The sequence below is a fragment of the Colwellia psychrerythraea genome (assembly GCF_000764225.1).
Lineage (GTDB): Bacteria > Pseudomonadota > Gammaproteobacteria > Enterobacterales > Alteromonadaceae > Colwellia > Colwellia psychrerythraea_D.
Genome location: NZ_JQED01000005.1, coordinates 519,758 through 538,680, shown reverse-complemented (window position 1 = coordinate 538,680; position 18,923 = coordinate 519,758). Strand labels below are relative to the sequence as shown.

The 18,923-nt window shown below is 38.8% G+C and carries 11 protein-coding genes; 3 read left to right on the top strand and 8 right to left on the bottom strand.

Going from position 1 to position 18,923, the window contains the following annotated elements; translation table 11 throughout:
- Window positions 1-107: 107 nt before the first annotated feature.
- Together ND2E_RS16895 and gorA are read left to right on the top strand one after the other, a co-directional pair.
- Window positions 108-4,694 (top strand): EAL domain-containing protein, encoded by a 4,587-nt coding sequence (locus ND2E_RS16895; RefSeq protein ID WP_223303536.1) that lies wholly within the window; start codon window positions 108-110, stop codon window positions 4,692-4,694.
- A 156-nt stretch (window positions 4,695-4,850) separates the two neighbouring features.
- Window positions 4,851-6,215 (top strand): glutathione-disulfide reductase, encoded by a 1,365-nt coding sequence (gorA, locus tag ND2E_RS16900; protein WP_033092606.1) that lies wholly within the window; start codon window positions 4,851-4,853, stop codon window positions 6,213-6,215.
- Window positions 6,216-6,245: 30 nt separating this feature from the next.
- Here gorA and ND2E_RS16905 read toward each other — a convergent pair whose 3' ends face one another.
- Window positions 6,246-7,433 (bottom strand): tetratricopeptide repeat protein, encoded by a 1,188-nt coding sequence (locus ND2E_RS16905; protein ID WP_033092605.1) that lies wholly within the window; start codon window positions 7,431-7,433, stop codon window positions 6,246-6,248.
- A 262-nt stretch (window positions 7,434-7,695) separates the two neighbouring features.
- Complete coding sequence (locus tag ND2E_RS16910; RefSeq protein ID WP_081961966.1) at window positions 7,696-8,136, bottom strand: DUF4399 domain-containing protein; 441 nt, start codon at window positions 8,134-8,136, stop codon at window positions 7,696-7,698.
- Between the two features lie 776 nt (window positions 8,137-8,912).
- Here ND2E_RS16910 and polA point away from each other — a divergent pair.
- Window positions 8,913-11,708: a DNA polymerase I gene (polA, locus tag ND2E_RS16915; protein WP_033092604.1), complete on the top strand. Its 2,796-nt coding sequence runs from the start codon at window positions 8,913-8,915 to the stop codon at window positions 11,706-11,708.
- Between the two features lie 110 nt (window positions 11,709-11,818).
- Here polA and recG read toward each other — a convergent pair whose 3' ends face one another.
- The 6 genes from recG to gmk all read right to left on the bottom strand — a co-directional run bounded on the left by recG (window position 11,819) and on the right by gmk (window position 18,879).
- On the bottom strand, window positions 11,819-13,912 hold the full coding sequence (gene recG / locus ND2E_RS16920; protein WP_033092603.1) for an ATP-dependent DNA helicase RecG: 2,094 nt from the start codon (window positions 13,910-13,912) through the stop codon (window positions 11,819-11,821).
- Window positions 13,913-13,929: 17 nt separating this feature from the next.
- Window positions 13,930-14,637: a tRNA (guanosine(18)-2'-O)-methyltransferase TrmH gene (gene trmH, locus ND2E_RS16925; protein WP_033092602.1), complete on the bottom strand. Its 708-nt coding sequence runs from the start codon at window positions 14,635-14,637 to the stop codon at window positions 13,930-13,932.
- A 369-nt stretch (window positions 14,638-15,006) separates the two neighbouring features.
- Window positions 15,007-15,399, bottom strand: a complete 393-nt coding sequence (locus tag ND2E_RS16930) for a RidA family protein (RefSeq protein ID WP_190277802.1) — start codon at window positions 15,397-15,399, stop codon at window positions 15,007-15,009.
- A gap of 53 nt (window positions 15,400-15,452) precedes the next feature.
- Window positions 15,453-17,558, bottom strand: coding sequence for a bifunctional GTP diphosphokinase/guanosine-3',5'-bis pyrophosphate 3'-pyrophosphohydrolase (spoT, locus tag ND2E_RS16935; protein WP_033092600.1), 2,106 nt, complete (start codon window positions 17,556-17,558; stop codon window positions 15,453-15,455).
- Window positions 17,559-17,830: 272 nt separating this feature from the next.
- Window positions 17,831-18,118 carry a DNA-directed RNA polymerase subunit omega gene (gene rpoZ / locus ND2E_RS16940; RefSeq protein WP_033092599.1) on the bottom strand — a complete coding sequence of 96 codons (288 nt, stop codon included), beginning with the start codon at window positions 18,116-18,118 and terminating at the stop codon, window positions 17,831-17,833.
- Window positions 18,119-18,222: 104 nt separating this feature from the next.
- Window positions 18,223-18,879, bottom strand: a complete 657-nt coding sequence (gmk, locus tag ND2E_RS16945; protein WP_223303535.1) for a guanylate kinase — start codon at window positions 18,877-18,879, stop codon at window positions 18,223-18,225.
- Window positions 18,880-18,923 lie beyond the last annotated feature (44 nt).

Sequence of the window (18,923 nt, the reverse complement as noted above, 5' to 3'; positions counted from 1 at the left end):
GCTTGTTAGCATTTATGTTTTTATTGTTTTTTGTTTGCACAACGCCATCGTAAACTATACTTTATGTGACCATTATAAAATCTGATAATTAATTCTGTTGTTGAGTGATGATGCTTAAGAGATTACTTCTTTCCTGTCGATTACCGTTAAGCATTTTTTTAGGCGTTATTTTTATTGGCGGTTTAGTCGCACATAAAAGTTATGCTGCAATAGAAAACCTTTCCCTTGAACTTCTATCTGTTGAGGATGGTTTATCGCAAGGTAGCGTTACTTCGATTATACAAGACAAAACCGGTTTTATTTGGCTAGCCACTGAAAACGGTGTCAATATTTATGATGGCAATAAAGTCAGGCAACTGCCAGGACCAAAACATAGCTTTGAAAATGTTGCTATATACAATCTGTTAGAAGATAAAAATGGTTTGATTTGGTTAAATGTTGATGGTCGACAACTATACAGTTATAACCCCAAAACAGATATATACCAGCATATTCCAATAAAAATTACACAAGGTTTTGATTATTACATCACTGACTTAATTAATGATTATGATAATAAAATTTGGGTGTTAACCTCAAAAACACTCGGTGTTTATAATCAAATTACTGGAGAATATCAGCAAGTAATAGATTTAGAGGCAGAATTTGCAGGGGACTCCAGGTTATATAAAATGGCATTGAATGATGGTGTCATGTATATAAGTTCTCAGATAGGCGTGTTTGCCTATGATATTGAGAGGAAGCTCTGGAGAAAGTTACCGAAAATCTCAACTGAGTTTAGCAAACATTCGAATGTAGAAGAATTTAATAATATATATACCGTACATGCGGACAAGAACCAAACCCTATATTTAGGCTCTTTCGATGGTTTTTTTGCTATAAATGTCGCGCAGATTAAGGCATATATCAAGGGAGAGTCGCAATTATCAAGCTACCAACAACTTATAGAAAATATGGCGCCCTGGCAGACATTACTTGATGGAGAAATACTATACGTAGCCTCTGATAAAGGCTTATACGCCATTAATACAACAAATAACGATAGTGAGTTTCTGTTTGGCTTTAGCGATTATTTTAATGATATTACTGATGATAATATAAAAACACTGATTAAAGATAACCGTGGAATTTTCTGGCTTGGCTCAAATACGGTAGGAGCTTACCAATGGGATCCTCAAAAAGAATTAGTTAAAAACTATAGTTATAAAAAAAATAATCCTGCGAGTTTGAGTTATAACGAAGTTTGGCATGCTTTACCAGACAGTGTGAATAAGGATTTGCTTTGGGTCGCGACTTCAAATGGTTTGAATTTAATTGATCTAGCTAAGCAAAGAGTAACCCCCCTTTTAGTGAATGATGATTCTAAGAATATCTATACGACTAGTCATATACATAAATTGCTAACTTTATCACCAGAGCTGCTATTGGTTTCTACTGCCCAAGGTGTACTGTTATTTGATAAAAAACAAGCCAAAATTATACCTCTACCTTTTAATGATGAAATTAATCAACTGCTGGCAGTAGAGCAATTTGATATCTTAAAGGAAGGGGATTTCCTATGGTTAACCAATGAAAAAGGCCTTTTTAAAATTAATCTAACCACGTATCAAATTGATACGCTGGATGAAATTACCGCACAGTTTCCTCCTGAGCGTTTATTATATTTCTTGGGTTCATTACCAAATAGTCATTGGTTTTTACTCACCAGTAATGATGGTCTATGGGGGTTCAATGCCAATACACGAGAGTTTTTACAACTTTATCAATTGGGAGGGGTATTAGCGGGTGAAAATGTTTATATAGATAATTGGGTCATTGGCAATAATCAAGTACTTTGGTTGAGCTACAGTGGCAAAGGTCTAATAGGTTTAACGTTACCTGATTTTAAAGAGAGATATTTTTACCATAAAGCTAACTCTATTATTGAAAATAATGTTTATGGTGTCATGGCAGATGATTCTGGCGATATATGGTTTTCTAGCCATAATGGTATATTTATGTTGGACTCAGATAATCAACATATAAATCATTTCACTCGTAAAAATGGCCTTGGCGCCACTGAGTTTAATGCTAGAGCATATGCATCACTTGCCGAGGGTTCATTTGTTTATGGTTCTATGGAGGGAATTAGTATTTTTGATCCCTTACAACTGAAAGAAATACACCATAATGAAAATGTTCAAGTTAACGTAACTGCTGTAGGCGTGTTATCACGAGATTTAAGCCTACCCTTAGTTATTGAAAATAATGCTGTTATTAATCTTAACCATGATGATGTTGGAATCCGTATTGATTTTTCTACTTTCTCGTATGGCAATGAGAAAAGTATCACCTATCAATATCGCTTAACGGGACAAGATACTATTGACTTCCCAGCAAGTAGGGAAGCTCATGTCACCTTTCCAAGCCTCGCCTCAGGTAAGCATACCTTATCTATTCAAGCTAAATCTCCTTATACCGGAGAATATTCATCGCCCGTAAACATTAAGTTCAATGTAGCCTTTCCTCCCTGGGGATCGCCACTAGCGATATTATTGTACTTTCTCGCTCTAATGGTAATGATGGTGATTTGGTATCGTTATCGTAAAACTCAGCAGCAAGAGTTACTAGATATTCATGAGAAAGTGAAATATCGAGAAAATCGCCTACAACTAGCCTTAACGGGAAGTAATAGTGAAGTATGGGATTGGCAGGCCGATGAAAATTTAATGTTTGGTAAACGTATTGCTTTAGATTTAGGTTACCGAGAAAAAGCACTATTTTATAGTTTAGAAGAGCATACAGCGCTTATTCACCCTGAAGACTATGATAATTTTATTCATTGCTGGCAGTTATTCATTAATAGTGCCAATTTGAAAGATAATTTTTCTTGCACTTATCGTTTAAAAACATCAGATGGTCAGTGGTTCTGGTATAAAGATTTAGGGAAAATTGTTGCAGTAGACACCAATAATAAGCCTGTCAGGGTGACAGGATCTTATACTAATATTACCGAATCTCGCGCTAATGAAGAGCGTGCACAGTATTATGGTGATGCGTTCCAACAAACTCAGGATTGGGTTTTTATTATTGATGAAAAAATATCTAGGATTACCGCTAACCAGTCAATGCGCGCTGTTTTTGACTGGCCTGAAGAAGAGTTTGATTTTAGTGACAAGCTCTTAGGCGTCAGTCAGAAGCGGCGAATTTTTTATCGTAAATTAATGCTGTCGTTAAAAGAAGGAGAACATTGGCGTGGGGAAGAGTTGATCGTGACCGCTAACAAGGATGAGTACCACGTTATTATCAATGTCACGGTAGGGCTCAGTTCTGTCACAAATGCTCTTCATTATTTATTTGTTTTAACGGATATTAGTGCGCAGAAAAGTGCAGAGAGTGAACTGCGGTTGTTAGCCAATTATGATCACTTAACCGGGTTACCTAATCGTACGTTATTGCTTGAACGTATTAAACATGCCATCGACTTTTCCAATCGACGAGATACCTCGATAGCGGTATTTTTTATTGATCTTGACCGATTTAAACAAGTTAATGATTCCTTAGGGCATGAATTTGGTGATTTACTGTTACAAGAAATCACTAAACGCTTAAAGAGCGCATTACGTATTGATGATACGGTAGCACGTATTGGCGGTGACGAATTTGTTGTATTACTAGAGAGTTTTGCAAATGAAAACAAATTAGGGCGGATAGCAGAAAAAGTTATTGATACTATCGGTCAGTCTATTGATTTAGACGGAAATGTAGTCAGTGTTGGTGCAAGTGTTGGTATTGCTTTATACCCAAATGACGGTATTAACTCAGACGAACTTTTACGCCATGCAGATGTTGCTATGTACCATGCGAAACAGGCTGGTAAAGGTAATTTTAAATTTTATACAGCACAAATGAATGTTGAAGCCATGGAGCGTTTGAATCTGGAGTCAGCATTAAAATTAGCGGTGAAAAATGACGAATTTATTAACCACTACCAGCCCATTATTGATGCTTATTCCGGTAAAGCGGTGGGCGTTGAGATGTTGATGCGTTGGCAAACGCCTACGGATTTAGTACCTCCTAACGATTTTATTGCAATAGCTGAAGAGCTAAATCTAATTATCAAGATGACAGAGATGGCACTTGAGCGAGTATGTAAAGATCTAAAAGAATGGCACACTATAAGACCTGACTTTTATGTATCAATAAACTTATCAGTACAACATTTTGTTGAAGCAGATATAGTCTCTTTCATAAGTAAATTATTGGCGCGCTATCAATTACCTGCTGCTATATTACGTTTTGAAATCACAGAGAGTTCGCTCATTTTACAACCTGAAAATGCCATCACCACCATGCGTAAGTTATCTTCGTTAGGTATTACCTTAGCGCTCGATGATTTTGGCACGGGATTTTCATCATTGTCCTATTTAAAAAAATTACCGCTAGATATTATTAAAATAGATCGCAGTTTTGTTTCTGGTATTGGCATCAATGAAGCCGATGAGGCAATTGTTGATACAACGCTCGTTTTAGCTAAAAGACTTAACCTGCATTGTATTGCAGAAGGTGTTGAGACGGCTGGCCAATTGAATTACTTAGTGGCAAAGCAATGTCATTATATTCAAGGGTATTTATATAGTAAACCAAGGCCTGCTAAGATAATTATGGAAAACCTGTTGATAGATAAAACTGAATATGTTCCATCTAGTAGCTAATCCAATAAATGCAGGCGCTAATTCCTGAAAATGTTATTAATATTATTTGTGATACTTGAATAAAGTGTCATTTGCGCCCACATTCTATTTATACCCATGAACTCGAATTTTGAAGTATCATGGCTGTAAACAATACATTAACTAATGAGTGAAACTATGACACAACATTTTGATTATCTTGCTATTGGCGGTGGAAGTGGTGGTATAGCATCAGCTAACCGTGCGGCAAAATTAGGTAAAAAAGCAGCTGTTATTGAGGCCAAATATATTGGTGGTACATGCGTAAATGTTGGTTGTGTACCTAAAAAAGCAATGTGGTATGCCGGACAGATATCTGATGCATTGAAATATGCGAGTGATTATGGTTTTGCACAATATTTATCTCAAGGCAGCCCTCAGTTTGATTGGGCAAAATTAGTTGCAAACCGAGAAGCCTATATTGAACGTATACATGCGGCTTATCAGCGTGGTTTTGATGCTAATGAAGTAACGGTTATTGATGGTTTTGCTAAATTTGTTGATAAAAATACCGTTGAAGTAAATGGTGAGTTAATCACTGCTGATCATATTACCATTGCTACGGGCGGACGCCCTACGCTTCCTAATATTGAAGGTGCCGAATACGGTATCGATTCTGATGGTTTCTTTGCTTTAACGGAGCAACCAAAGAGTGTTGCTGTCGTTGGCGCTGGTTATATCGCGGTTGAATTAGCAGGTGTTTTTCATGCTTTAGGTACAAAATCTCACTTACTAGTGCGTAAAGAAAAACCTTTGCGCGGTTTTGATAACATGCTGAGTGATACCTTAGTTGAGCAAATGGCAAAACATGGTCCGACATTACATAATCATAGTACGCCAGAGCGTATTGAAAAATTAGTAGACGGCACATTAATTGTTCATCTAACTAATGGCAAAAGCATTGGACCCGTTGACACCTTGGTCTGGGCAATTGGTCGAGAGCCAGCGACAGATAATATTAACCTGGCTGCCACGGGTGTTGTTACCAATGATCGCGGTTTTATCGAAACAGATAAGTATCAAAATACCAATGTTGACGGCATATATGCCGTAGGTGATAACACAGGCCGCGCACAATTAACGCCTGTTGCTGTTGCTGCAGGTCGTCGTTTATGTGAACGTCTATTTAATAATAAACCAGAAGAGCATTTAGATTACTCAGGCATTGCTACCGTTGTCTTTAGCCATCCTGTCATTGGTACTGTTGGCTTAACTGAAGAGGAAGCCATTGCACAATACGGTGAGGACAATATTACCGTTTATAAATCACAATTCACGGCTCTTTATCAAGCTATCACAGAAGAGCATCGCGATCCTACACGAATGAAGTTAATTTGTGCTGGTAGTGCAGAGAAGGTTGTTGGTTTACATAGCATTGGTTTTGGTAGTGATGAGTTATTGCAAGGGTTTGCTGTGGCAATGAAAATGGGTGCAACAAAAGCCGACTTTGATAATACCATTGCTATTCATCCCACGTCGGCAGAAGAGTTTGTGACACTTTAGCGGCAAGATTACAGGCTGATGATTATGCCGTTAATGGTTGGCGGCTATGTGGTGTTTAATATTATACAGCTTATATTTGTATAGTTTTCTTTCATCCAGTTCATAGGTCCACTCTAATGCTTTCACTAGCATTGTTTGGGCCTTTCTTAGTTTATTTTGTTGGACATAAATTTTGTAAAGCCCCATATATGCTTGGTTGAGGTATGGTGCTTTTTCCAAAGCTTTCTTAAAGTAAATTTCTGCTTGTTTCATGTTGCCAATACTTTTTGCAGTATAAGCCTCTCCTAACCATTGATAAGGATCGGGGTCATCCAGTTGGTTTAGTTTTTCTTGCAAGGTGTTAACTTCACCCATACGCTGCTGAGACTTAAGTAACATAATATAATTACTTAATAGCGCTATATTAATTTGTCCTTTGTCCATGCCTGTTTTATATATTGCCTCTGCTGTTTGTAGATCGCCTGAGCGTCGGTGAATAACAGCTAACAGGTTAATTGTTTCAATATTTTCAGTATCTAATTGATAAGCCTTATTTGCATATAAGAATGATTTATTTAAATTTTTATCTGCTAAGGCATCGGCAGCAATATTTTTGTAATACATAGCGAGGAAGGTTTCTAATGAAAATTTTCTACCTGAGCGATGGTTTTTACTGGGGAAATAATCAATAACTACTGCAGGGCTTGATAGATATAATATACTTTTATCTTTAATAAAAGTGGGATCGTAAACTATTGTTTGTACATGTGAAGATGACAAAATAACATCATCTTTTTTAGTAAATACAGGTAGAGTGCTTACTTTTCGATACGAAAAATCAAGGCCTAGTAATTTTGCGTAAGCCGTTGTCAAAATCGCTAAGCTCATGCAGTTACCTTTGTTTAAACTAATCGCAGTCGTTGCATCATAAGTTTCACCGTAGTAGGTGAAGTTAGCTAATCTTTCTGCTAACACTTCACTTAATGCCTTGTGCGGGGCCAAGCCGTTTGCAATATGTTGATCAACCGCGATAAGAAATTCTTTTTGTTGTGCCGGCGTTAGAAAAAATACATCTTCTGAAATTAACTGTTCGTTTTCTATATTAGGAAAGAGACTGTAGTTTATTGGAACTTCAGATACTTGATTAATAGCTTTATCTTGTTGTGGTTTGGTGATACTTGCGCATGAAGAAACAAGCAAGTTGAGAAGCAGAGTTGCAATCAATAGCATATAATTCATTGATAATCCTTTATTAATACTGAGTCACACATATTATTAAATCTTTTGTTTTTTCTATCAAATAACTTATTTATTATACTGAGTTTGCTTATTTAAGTTATTCGTTGTTAGGAAACTCCATGGTGCAAGTTTACAAGGCGCATATACTGCATACTTCTTGTTAGCAAGTAAACAGTAATAAACAATACGTACAGTTACTATGTTAGCAAATCCTGATAAAACTACCCTTCAGTTAGATTAGCAACCGAATCGAAGTGGCATGCTACTTTACAGTAATCGTTATTTTTTTTGAAATAACGGCAGGTTTATGCGGAATATGATGATGATCACCTAAAATAAGTTGTAATGTATGCTGCCCTTTAGGCAAAGTTAACGTTGTTTGTGTTTGTCCACCGCCAAAGTGCTGAACATCGCCACCCATAGGCATATCAAAGGCAGGAAGTGTGTCTTTATCGATTAATAAATGATGATGGCCAGTATGTTTTTTCTCGATACCCGCTGGAGACACACCCATATCTTTTAAGCCAAAGGTGACCGTAAATGTTTCCTTTACTGTTGCACCATCAGCGGGAGAAATAATATACACCGAGGCATTCGCTGGAGATTCTGATTGCGGCATATTATTAGCATTGACTAGATTCGAGGTTAGTAATGCAGAGCTTAATGCCAAAGTAAGTAGTGATAGTTGAATAAAATTTTTCATAATAGTGCTCGTTAATCTTTAATTAAATAAGGTTAGGTAGAACCAAAAATAGCTTGAGGCCAGTTTACTGTCAATGATTCGAGTTAACACTAATAATATTGAATCACTTTATTTAGTATAAGAACCGGAAAATGACACGGCCATATGATATTTCAGAAATAAATATAACAAAAATACTAATCTAGCTAAATAAGAATACTTCTTATTATTAAATTAAACTTTGAGCAAGTCGTTTTGATAAAAATATTGATGCACTCTTTTCTTAGGATAATAGGGGAAACGAAATCTATTTTGTCATCGGAAAATAATTATTTTCACCGTCGAAATAATTCCTCAACTGGTGGATCTCTTGCTAGCTATTGCCCTTACTCGCTTATGTTTTTTTGTTATTTAAAAGTGTCAAAAATCGGTAAAAAAAGTTTAATAATGCGCTGGTAATCACGCCAAATTCTGATAATCTCTTACCTCGATATTTTCTTTAGTTGATTTTTTATACAGCTGCGGTATAGCTGGGTAATAAATTTATCCACAAATAACTAAAATAAAAACATTGCAAGTTTAAAAGCAAAGATATCATGCTTTTTCTTAATGAATCCAAATAACTACAACTACAAAGCTAGATTTGCTACCTGCAAAATTCTGGCTGTTTTTCGTACTTGATCACAAGGTTATCCACAAGCAGCAATAAGAAAGCGTACTGATAAAGTGGAGCCTACTTGCGCTTTGTGGCATGCTTAGCCATCTTTAGCTTAATTTAGTCGCTTCGCGTATTTCATATGACAACTTCTGCAACCACTCAAGACTCTGATAACACAAAATCTCCCTTAATTTTGGTCGATGGTTCATCGTATTTATTTCGAGCCTATCACGTACCCTATTTGCAAGCACTTTCAACTGCAGATGGTCAACCGACCGGTGCTATCACTGGTGTACTGAACATGTTGAGAAGTCTGAAAAAAGACTACCCTACTGGCAATATAATCGCTATTTTCGATGCTAAAGGGAAAACCTTTCGTAATGATATGTACCCTGAGTACAAAGCAAATCGCCCCCCCATGCCTGATGATTTACGTAGTCAAATTGCTCCTTTGCATGAAATTATTACTGCTATGGGCTTACCCCTTATAGTAACTCCCGGCGTTGAGGCGGATGATGTTATTGGTACCTTGGCAAAGCAAGCGGATGAACTAGGTATCGAAACTGTTATTTCGACGGGCGATAAAGATATGGCGCAGTTAGTGACTGAGCATGTTCGTTTGATTAATACCATGACAGATGTAGAAATGGATGTTGCAGGGGTTAGTGAAAAATTTGGCGTTCGACCAGACCAAATTATTGATTACCTTGCTTTGATGGGCGACAAAGTTGATAACATCCCTGGCGTGGTAAAGTGCGGACCTAAAACCGCCGTTAAGTGGTTAACTGAACACGGCACATTAGATCAGGTTATCGCCAATGCAGATAAAGTGAAGGGTAAAATTGGTGAGAATCTTCGAGATGCTTTAGAGCAGTTACCATTGTCTTATCGATTAGCTACCATTAAATGTGATGTTGAATTAGAGCAATCTGCCGCGGAATTGGGCCCGAAAGCGCCTGATATTCCAGCATTGACTGAACTGTATCAAAAATTTGAATTAAAGCGCTTATTAGCCGATTTAACTAATGGTGGGAATGAAATAAGTAGCACGAATAGCAAAACCTCTGCATCTGGTAACTCAGAAAATGAACAAGCAGCGGTTATTGCAGCGGTTGACGTTGAAAAAAGCCAGTATGATATTATTTTAGATAAATCACTTTTTGAACAGTGGCTTAAAAAGTTACAAGAAAGTGAAGTATTTGCTTTCGATACTGAAACGACTAGTGTTGATTATATGAAGGCTGAATTAGTCGGTTTGTCGTTTGCTATAGAACTTGGAAAAGCAGCTTATGTGCCTTTAACCCATGATTATGAAGATGCCCCAGAACAGCTCGATAAAGACTGGGTGTTAGCACAATTAAAACCGTTACTTGAAAGCACTAAGATTAAAAAAATTGGACAAAATCTTAAGTATGATACTAATGTACTGAGCCAGTATGATATTGCCTTGCAAGGCATTGAATTTGATACCATGATTGAGTCTTATTGTTATAACAGTGTGGCGACTCGCCATAATATGGATGCATTAGCACTGAAGTACCTTGATTATAAAACCGTGCATTTCGAAGATATTGCTGGTAAAGGTGCTAAACAGCTGACTTTTAACCAAATTGATATTGAGAAAGCAGGTCATTATGCCGCAGAAGATGCGGATATTACCTTGCGATTACATCAGGCTATTTTCCCTGCGTTAGCGCAATCAAGCACACAGTTAAGTGTTTTCAATGACATTGAAATGCCGCTTTTACCTGTTCTGGCTCGTATGGAGCAAACAGGTGTATTGATTGACAGTGATATTTTAGCCGATCAGAGTTTAAGTATAGGACAACGCTTAGCTGAGCTAGAAATTGAAGCACATAATTTAGCAGGTAAAAGCTTTAACCTGTCATCACCAAAGCAGTTACAGCAAATTCTTTTTGAAGAGTTAAAAATCCCGGTCATCAAAAAGACACCAAAAGGTGCACCGTCTACGGCAGAGGAGGTGCTTCAGGAATTAGCACTTGATTACCCTTTACCTAAGATTATTTTAGAAAACCGAGGATTAAGTAAACTAAAGTCGACCTATACTGACAAGCTGCCTCTCATGGTTAGTGATAAAACTAATCGTTTACATACATCTTACCACCAAGCGGTTACGGCAACTGGGCGTTTATCTTCAACCGATCCGAACCTACAGAACATACCAATTCGCAGTGAGCAAGGACGGAAAATTCGTCAGGCCTTTATTGCACCTAAAGATCACAAAATAGTTGCGATAGATTATTCTCAAATTGAATTACGTATCATGGCGCATCTGTCGAATGATAAAGGCTTAGTTACCGCCTTTAGCGAAGGGAAAGATATCCATCGAGCAACAGCAGCAGAAATTTTTGCCGTTGAACTTGATGACGTTACTACCGATCAGCGCCGCAGTGCAAAGGCCATTAATTTTGGTTTAATTTACGGCATGTCTGCATTTGGTTTAGCCAAACAACTCCATATTGGTCGCCAACAAGCGCAAGAGTATCAAGATAAGTATTTTCAACGTTACCCTGGGGTATTAACGTATATGGAAGACACTCGTCAACAAGCGAGTGAGCAGGGTTTTGTTGAAACCTTGTTCGGACGTCGATTATATCTACCTGATATTAATGCTAAAAATGGTATGCGTAAAAAAGCTGCTGAACGGGCAGCAATCAATGCGCCAATGCAAGGTACCGCTGCAGATATAATTAAAAAGGCCATGTTAGCGGTAGACCAGTGGTTACTTGAACAAAATGATGATCGCATTAAAATGACCATGCAGGTTCACGATGAACTTATCTTTGAAATTCATCAAGATATCGTTGAAGAAAGCACGCAGAAGTTAGTCACGTTAATGAATAATGCCGTAGAGCTCAGTGTGCCGTTAATTGCTGAGGCAGGTAGTGGTGATAATTGGGATGAAGCGCACTAATTTTCTTGGTGACCTGAGCTAGTCGCTGAATATCCGCAAAGAGAAACCACTAAACGCTTACGCGTTGAGTGGTTTTTTTATGTTTATCGTTTTTGTCTTATGTGCTTTTCTTAAGCGTTAGTGTAGCGTTCTTTGTTGCCCAACCATCGCTGTATTAGCGCTTGGGCACATTCAGGTTGCTGGCGCGATAATAAGTATGCCTGCTGTTTTATTTCGGGTATTAGGTAACCATCTCGTACTAGATCTGCAATTTTCAGCAGTGCAAGCCCTGTTTGTCGGGTACCGAGCAATTCTCCGGCGCCACGGATTTCAAGATCCTTTTCTGCAATGACAAAACCATCATTACTCTCACGTAACACGGCTAAGCGCTTAGTCGCTGTTTTTGACAAAGGCGCTTTATACAATAACACGCAAAAAGAGGCGACAGAGCCACGACCAACTCGGCCACGTAATTGATGCAGTTGCGCTAAGCCTAAACGCTCTGGATTTTCGATAACCATTAAACTGGAATTAGGCACATCCACACCCACTTCAATTACCGTGGTGGCAATGAGTAGGTGTAAATCACCTGCTTTGAAAGAGTCCATAATTTCCTGCTTTTCAATGGCCTTCATTCTGCCATGCACTAAACCCACTTTTAATTCGGGTAATTGCTCTTGCAATAACAGCGCAGTGTCCTCAGCCGCTTGGCATTGTAATACTTCAGATTCTTCAATTAAGGTGCAAACCCAGTAGGCTTGTCGACCATCGTTGACACAACCCTGGCGTATCCGTTCAATAACATCTCCGCGGCGTAAGTCGGGTAAAGCCACCGTATTTATTGGGGTGCGACCCGGAGGAAGTTCGTCAATAACGGAGGTATCTAAATCAGCATAAGCAGTCATGGCTAAGGTACGCGGAATAGGGGTTGCCGTCATGATCAATTGATGAGGGTATTTGTTCTCGAAAATTCCTTTTTCACGTAATGTCAGACGTTGATGCACACCAAACTTATGCTGTTCATCAATAACCACTAAGACGAGGTTTTTAAAGATCACATCGTCTTGAAAGAGGGCATGTGTGCCGATCACCATTTGCATTTCACCACTTTCGATATGCTCAAGGGCGAGTCGTTTAGCTTTTGCTTTGGTTTTACCTGCGAGCCAGCCAACATTAATATCAAGTGGTTCAAACCAGTTAGCAAAATTAATAGCATGCTGCTCGGCTAAAATCTCAGTTGGTGCCATCAATGCGACTTGGTAACCCTGACTAATGGCGGTTAAAGCGGCCAGCGCTGCCACTAAGGTTTTTCCTGAGCCGACATCGCCCTGAACTAAACGCATCATGGGTTGGGCTTTTGCTAAATCAGTTTTTATTTCATCGACTACGCGCGCTTGGGCATTCGTGGGGGAGAAAGGTAATGAAGCTAAGAAATTTTGATTAATTTTATCATCACCCAATAGTGATACTGCATCATGCACATCACTGTTTTGTCTGAGTTTAAGCATGCTTAAATTGTGAGCAAGTAACTCTTCTTTAATTAATCTTTGTTGAGCAGGATGACGGCCTTGTTCTAATTGTTCAACTGATACGTCGGGTGGCGGCCGATGAATAATAGTTAACGCTTCACTCAAAGAATATTGCTCGTTGAAAATATCCCCTGGTAATAACTCCTCTACTTGCCCTCGCTGTAATCGAATTAAGGACTGCTCGGTTAAGCTACGAAGAGATACTTGCCTCAGGCCATCGGTACTAGGATAAACAGGTGTTAATGTATCTTCAACGGCTGTTAATGCGATATCATTATCAAGGGATTTATACTCTGGGTGAACAATTTGGTAACCACGTGGCCCACGTTTTACTTCACCATAGCAGCGAATGGTTTTGCCAACAGCTAAGCTATTTTTTTGACTGGCAGAGAAGCTGAAAAAGCACAATTGGATACTACCAGTACCATCATGGAGAGTAACCACCAACATTCGGCGTTTTCCGTGAGTGATTTGGTTATCAGTTATTTCACCAATAATATTGGTTGAAGTACCCACTAATAAGTCACGTACAGTGGTAACTCGTGTTTTATCTTCGTAGCGTAAAGGCAGATGAAAAAGCATATCTTGTACTGATATTAAGCCAATTTTCTCTAGTTTATCCGCTAAACTAGGTCCGACACCCTTGAGGGTACTCAGGGGAACTTGTGATAATCGACTTAATGCTTCCAGTGCCATATAGCAGTTCCTAGTGCTTAGTCATCAATGTGTTGCCATGCACTTTTATTCATTTGCATTTTTTGCCACCACTCTTCATTAGCAACAATTTGACCTGCCTCATCAATCTCTGGGTAAGGTAACCCCTTGCGTTGGCAGGCCTCTGCAAAGATAGGATGACCACCTTCAAACAAAGTACGTTGACGACGTTCATGACTTAGGCGAGGTTTATTATACATACCTGCTGCAACACGCTGACGTTGTGCTTCATAAAGCACGACAGAGCAAGCAACAGACACATTTAATGATTGCACCATGCCAACCATAGGAATAACAATATCTTGATCAGCAAGCTCTAGCGCAACATCAGATGCGCCAAACTTTTCTTGGCCTAAAATAATAGCCGTTGGAAGGGTGTAATCTATTTCTCTAAAATCAACGGCAGTTTCTGATAAATTAGTCACCAGAACTTGCATGCCTTGGGCTTTTAATGCAGCAATGGCATCGGCTGTTTTATGGTGACTATGCACGTCAATCCAGTTTTGACTTCCAGCAGCACTACCACCACGTACTTCTGCTTCTTCACTTTTCCAAACGGCATGTACGTCACTAACACCGATAGCATCACAGGTTCGAACTACTGCCGCTAAGTTATGGGTTTTGTGGACACCTTCCATGCAAACGGTTAAGTCTGGCTGGCGAGTATCTAACATGGTATTAATGCGTTCTAATCTTTCTGGAGTCATTTTGGTTAATTCTGTAAAAGTAAAAAGCTAATCTTTGAAATAATTAATCTTAGGCCTTTAATAAAGCTAAGAGAAGATTATAAATAGTATTAATAAAGCCAATACCCTTGATACATCAAGATGCGAGTTTCAGGATATCTGAGCGACTCATGTTCAAGGCGGCTCTTTTTATTAAGGGTTGTTCCCTTAAAAAGAGTGGCAACGATGAACGTGCTTTGCTCAGGTATCCCCGCAGGGCTGGTTTAGAAACGCTTTATGCTACGTTATTGATTTCGACAATAGAATAACTATTCTCTTCAATCACTGCCTCACCTAAAGGCGTTTCTAATTCCAGCTGAATTTGGCATTTTGAAGTAACATGGGTATACATTAGTTAACGCTAGGAAGTTCCATAACACCGTCAATTTCAATTTCAACATCTTTAGGTAATTTAGATACCTGAATTGCCGCTCTTGCTGGGTAAGGCTGGCTAAAATAACGACTCATAATATCGTTAACAGTGGCGAAGTTACTCAAATCTGTTAAAAAGATATTCACTTTCACCATATCGTTAATGCTACCACCCGCTGCTTCACAAACTGCAACTAGGTTTTTAAATACTTGTTCTGCTTGCTCAGCAAAACCACCTTCAACAACCGTCATTGTTTCAGCAACCAGTGGAATTTGGCCTGATAAATAAACTGTATTATTTACTTTTACTGCTTGGCTATATGGGCCAATGGCGCTAGGTGCTTTGTCTGTGCTGATAATGCTTTTCATAATTTTTCCTTTAGTCGTAATCTTTAAAGAGCCCTTGAGGACTACTGCAATAATTGTTATTTGTTTCGAATGACGCGTTGAACATCAATCATGACTTTAATTTTTCTAATAATATCTGCTAAATGAATACGATCTCGACAAGTAATTTCCATATCTATAACGTATAAACCAGCTTCTTTTTCACCAGAATTTAAGTTGTGAACATTAGAACCACATTTTGCTACAGCGTTAGTTAATAATGCTAATGCGCCTTGATGGTTAATGATTTCTACCCGTAACTTAGCGATAAACTCTTTATCGATATCCCTGTCCCATTTTACCGGGAACAAGCTGCCTTGGTCGTGACCTTTAATATTTCGACAACCTTGTTGGTGTACCATTAAACCTTTACCAGGGCTTAGATAAGCTAAAATGGCATCACCTGGGATAGGGCGACAACACTTACCATAACTCACTAGCATACCTTCAGTACCCTTGATAGGCATTTTGGCCTTAGTACTTGTGGTAGGTTCGTTATCTTCAGTAAAACCGTCGGTGAGTTGTCTAGCAATACCGATACTAAGGGCATTCCCTAACCCTATGTTGGTCAATAACTCTTCAAAAGTACCATTGCCACTTTTTTGCACAACTTCATCGATTTTTTCTTTTGCCAAATCTTCAAGTTTAGTTTTACCAAGCGCGTGACTTAATAAACGTAAACCTAACGCGTGAGATTCATTTTTTTCACAGCTTCTTAAATACGTTCTGATTTGTAAGCGCGCTTTAGCGGTAACAACGAAGTTTAGCCAGGTAGCATTTGGTCTTGCTGAGGCTGAGGTGATCACTTCAATAGTTTGGCCTGAGTCAATAGGTCGACTCATCGGGAATGGTTTACGGTCTACTTTTACACCCACACAAGAATTACCCACATCAGTGTGCACCGCATAAGCAAAATCAATTGCCGTTGCCCCCATTGGCAGCTCAATAATTCGACCGTCAGGGGTGAATACATAAATCTCTTCAGGAAATAAATCAGACTTTACGTTTTCAATAAACTCAAAAGAGCTACCTGCACTTTGCTGTAGCTCTAATAAACTTTGCATCCAACGGCGGGCTTTCATTTGTGCCGTAGTGCCAGTATTATCGCCATCTTGTTTGTATAACCAATGAGCAGCAACACCTTTATCAGCCATTTGGTCCATATCATGGGTACGAATTTGAATTTCAACTGGAATACCATGAGGACCGATTAACGAGGTATGTAATGATTGATAACCATTGGTTTTTGGGATTGCGATGTAATCTTTAAAACGCGTTTCAATCGGTTTATAGAGATTGTGCATAGCGCCTAAAGCACGGTAACAGTTATCTATTTTATCATGCACAATAACGCGGAAAGCGTAGATATCCATCACTTCATTGAACATTAATTCTTTATTAAGCATTTTACGATAAATGGAGTAGAGGTGCTTTTCTCTGCCCATGATTTGCGCATCAATGCCGCTTTCGGCCAGGCGCGCGGCAATTTCTTTTTCAATGTTATCAATAATCGCTTTACGATTACCTCGAGCACTTTGTACGGCAGATTTTAGTGCACGTGAGCGCATAGGATAGAGTGCTTCAAAGCCGAGTAACTCTAATTCATTTTTTATATCATGAATACCTAATCGATTAGCTATCGGCGCATAAATCTCTAATGTTTCGCGGGCAATTCGACGACGCTTATCTGGTCGCAGTGCCCCTAAAGTACGCATGTTATGCGTACGATCAGCAAGTTTAATTAAAATAACGCGAATATCTTGCACCATAGCAAGTACCATCTTACGAAAGTTCTCTGCTTGCATTTCTTCTTTATTATCAAATTTTAGCTTGTCGAGCTTACTGACGCCTTCAACGAGCTCTGCGACGGTATGACCAAAAAGTTCAGCTAATTCGTCTTTTGTAACTTCGGTATCTTCAATAACATCATGCAGTAATGCGGCCATGAGTGTTTCATGGTCTAAGTTCATCTGAGCTAAGTTAATGGCGACAGCAACTGGGTGAGTTATATAGGGATCTCCACTAGATCGCATTTGACCATCATGAGCATCACGCGCAACAATATAGGCGTGTTTGAGTAAATCAATTTGTACTTTTGATAGATAAGTAGAGCTAAGTTCTTTTAAAGGTTCAAATAAGTACACCTAAAACTCCAAATTGAAGGGGGAAGTGGGGGTAATTTGAGTATATACCCTAGTATGTTGCTAATATTACCTCGAAACGCACGCTTCAGAAAGCATTAAAAGGGCTAGAGGGAAGGCTATCACTAGAATACGCGGCGTTAGGTTCTATTTACAAGGAAAAATTAAACTTAAGCAATAAAAAAACGCGTAACCTATTTTCTGATATCAGGCAGAATGAGGCACGCGCTTTTAAGAGCTTACATGAATATCTTCTTAAAATAGAAGAATCTATATTAGCTTAATTCGTCTTGTTGACCACCAACAATCGCTGCAACAGCATCTAATTCAGCAGTATCTTGCTGAATTTGTTGTTGACGATCAGAAGTATTCATAATGTCTGTAGTAATTAAGCCAGCTTCGATTTCACGCAAAGCAATTACCGTTGGTTTGTCATTTTCGACTTCAACCAATGGATCTTTTCCACCCGTTGCAATTTGACGAGCACGACGTGATGCAACTAGCACCAAATCAAAACGATTGCCGACTTTATCTACGGCATCTTCAACAGTTACGCGAGCCATCTGGGCACTCCAACTAATAAAATAACTTATAAAATAGCTGCGTAGTTTACTGCTCACTCATTAATTAAGCAAGCGATACCCTATACAACAAGAGAGATTTTTGCCTATTCTGTCGGCTCTACTGTCTCAATGTTCAGTAATTTGCTAAATAAGCTTTGCTGCGCGATGCTTTGTTGACGACATTTAAGGCGCTGATTATTGACGACAGTAGTAAGATCGAGCAATGCTTGATCGAAATCGTCATTAACAATGACGTAGTCAAATTCATTATAATGTGAACATTCAGCTTGTGCTTGTGCCATGCGGCTAGCAATTACTTCATCGCTGTCTTGACCACGACCTCTTAGGCGTTTTTCCAACTCTTCTCGAGAAGGGGGACTAATAAAGATAGTTGTCACGCCTGGCTTTTTCATCCGAACTTGTTGAGCGCCTTGCCAATCAATATCAAGAAAAACATCAATACCTTGTGCAAGCTGTGCATCAATCGCAGCTTCTGATGTGCCGTAATAGTTACCAAAGACCTCTGCATATTCATAAAAAGCGTTAAGGCTAATTTGTTTTTTAAATTCAGCAACGCTGACAAAGTGATAATGTTCGCCATTATTTTCACCTGGACGGGCATCTCGGGTGGTATGAGAAATAGATACCTGCATGGCTCGTGTAGAAGCTGGGTTATCTGTTTTTAGCAATGCATTGATAAGGCTTGATTTTCCTGCACCACTTGGCGCCGAAAGAATAAATAAATTACCGGGAACAATCACAGGGGTTTCCTTGAATCACATATTAAGTTGTACCAAGAGGAATC